A 2,529-nucleotide genomic window follows, 5' to 3' on the forward strand; every position below is an offset into this window, starting at 1 on the left:
CCATTGAAAATCGATGCGCTTAAGTTCCTCTTCATTTTCTTCAGGTATTTTATTATTTATAGCGGCTGTTTTGGCAGTTTTTGTGGCTAACTCCCCATTTCGTATAGCTTACGACCATTTTTTTAATATTAAAGGAACGCTTGGAGGTATGGAGTTGTATGCCTGTGAACATCAAGAGCATAAAACGCGAAGAGATGGGTTATTAAAAGCAGATCCTACCTATTGCAATTATTGTAACCCTTAGTGAACGTGTTTCTTTAAAGCACTGCTGTTAAGCGCACTTATGATAGGTTAAGATGCCATTTTTCTAAAAGAATTCACGATGAAAAAAGGATTGTTATTAATTAATCTGGGCACTCCAGATTCTACGAATAGTTTAGACATTAAGCGTTATTTGCGACAGTTTTTGACGGATAAACGAGTGATTGATATACCGACGATGGTTCGCTACCTTGTAGTCTATGGATTAATCGTGCCTTTTAGGTCAAAGAATACAGCCCATGCGTATCAATCCATATGGACTTCTCGTGGCTCTCCTTTAATTGTAAAATCCAGTAAACAGTTAAAAATGATATTAATTTTTCCAACAAGCCCTCATTTTAACAATGCTACTTCATATGTCCTGTTTTGAAAACCAAGTGCTTGGTAAGCCCATATGGGGTTTCTTTCAGTAAGGTACGAAATTTCCCAGTACACCTGTAATCAATAAACTGATTTTTTCATTGACTATTAACTAGTATTCCCCGCAGCTTGCCAAGGGGAGGTTCATTTTTTGGATAACATTATGTAAATTATGGTAGGACTCTCCTCTGTTCTTTTATTGTTAATATAGTCAAGTACGTACAATGTCATGATGATTTGCTCTCGCTTACCCTCCTTTTTTTAATTCCCGATAGAATCGATCGGGCCTATGCGAACCCGAACCTTAATATTTCCAAATTACCGAGCTTCATTTCAGAACGATCTGATATCATGTATATCTGACTACTAACAGACGTTTTTCCAAGGACTTGCTTATTTAACACAATGAAATTAATAGAGTTTGAGTGACTCCTTAACTTCCTGCATGCTACTCTTATTATTCAAGTAGAACTGGCATATTAAGGAATATTAAAATGCGACGCTCAGAAAAATTATTGTTCGTCTTTTTCTTTTTATTATCGGGAATAATTCATGCTACTCCTGATTTTGGTCCTGTTGACATGGGTGAATTTTACAGTTTGCTACCCGATAATATACCCACTGATGCGAAGCTGGGTTCATTAATTAAATTTGAATCTATAGCAACTACGGTGAGTGGAGCAAAGGCATGGAAGATAGCTTATGTGTCCTCCGATGTGAATGGCAATAAAACGATAGCCACTGGTATTTTGGTAAGTCCTCTTTCCAAATCTGAAGCAACAAAAGAACACCCCGTTATGGCTTGGGCTCATGGTACTACAGGGACAGCTCAAACGTGTGGTCCTTCACAAGTATTGAACCCAGCTCAGCCCTTGAACCAATATTTTATGATGAATGGTACTTCCTGGACTGATTTCGGTCTGCCCGCTATGGATGCTTTTATTAAAGCAGGCTATGTCATCGTTGCAACCGATTATCAGGGACTGGGTGGCGGAGGTAAGCATCAATATACTGTTGCGGCAACTCAGGCACAGGATGTTATCAACTCAATAAGGGCAGCCACTCAGCTTAAAGAAGCAAAAGCAGGTAACAGAGCAATAGTATACGGATGGTCTCAAGGTGGTGGAGCTACCCTTGCTGTTGCTGGCATGAAGGATTATCTGACTCTTAAAAACTCTGTAAATGACCAAATCAAAATTCTCGGTTTTGTTGCTATGGCACCCTATGATATTGCAGCTACCTTTCCTGAAAGAATTAGCACAGAACAGGAAGCCTTAGCGCATCTAAAGAATATTGGTGATTTATTTAGCGCCAATGTTTTTAATTTCACCCATTATGCTCAAAATATTTGGGGCATGGTTGCTGCTTTTCCTGAGTTAAAGCTAAGTGACCTATTATCTGATGAAGGTGTGGATGTCGTAAACCAGCTTATGGTAAGGAAATGCATGCATGGTGCTTCAGATACTCTGAATTTTAACTACGGTAATCAATATAAGACCTTTTTGCGTTCCGATATCAAAAATGCCTTTTCCTGGGTGAAAGCAAATCTCAAAGGCAGCGTAAACCCTTTACCTCCACTGGCGCCAGTAATTATTTATTGGGGCACCAACGATACTACTGTGCCACCGGTGATGGGTGAGCTTTATTTTAAACAAATGTGCAAAATGGGTGGTCAAGTGACTCGAGTGAAGCTACCAGGCAATCAAAATCACTTCACTACACCACCCACTGCAGAGCCATTGTATATCCCATGGGTTGCTGATCGTTTTGCAGGGAAGCCTATTGATCATGTATGTGCTGAATTAGATGCATAATGTGTAAATTTACCTGTTTTCTTTCAGGAGTAGCACTTTTTGGGGTGTGACAATCATTGGAATTAAAAGATACTCTAAGAAATTAACCCATTGA

At 39.2% G+C, this 2,529-nt stretch carries 2 protein-coding genes and 1 pseudogene; all 3 read left to right on the plus strand.

Going from position 1 to position 2,529, the window contains the following annotated elements; translation table 11 throughout:
* Positions 1–13 precede the first annotated feature (13 nt).
* The 3 genes and pseudogenes from QM652_RS14490 (at position 14) to QM652_RS14500 (ending at position 2,435) form a co-directional block, all read left to right on the plus strand.
* A complete protein-coding gene (locus tag QM652_RS14490) occupies positions 14–244 on the plus strand; it encodes a Na+/H+ antiporter NhaA (RefSeq protein WP_415077032.1) in 231 nt (76 codons plus the stop codon).
* Positions 245–322: 78 nt separating this feature from the next.
* Positions 323–574 (plus strand): annotated as a pseudogene (locus QM652_RS14495) (ferrochelatase); the annotation flags it as partial.
* A 541-nt stretch (positions 575–1,115) separates the two neighbouring features.
* Positions 1,116–2,435: an alpha/beta fold hydrolase gene (locus QM652_RS14500; protein ID WP_415077034.1), complete on the plus strand. Its 1,320-nt coding sequence runs from the start codon at positions 1,116–1,118 to the stop codon at positions 2,433–2,435.
* The last annotated feature ends 94 nt before the right edge of the window (positions 2,436–2,529 follow it).

Origin of the sequence: Legionella sp. (assembly GCF_047605385.1) — a bacterium.
Taxonomy (GTDB): domain Bacteria; phylum Pseudomonadota; class Gammaproteobacteria; order Legionellales; family Legionellaceae; genus Legionella.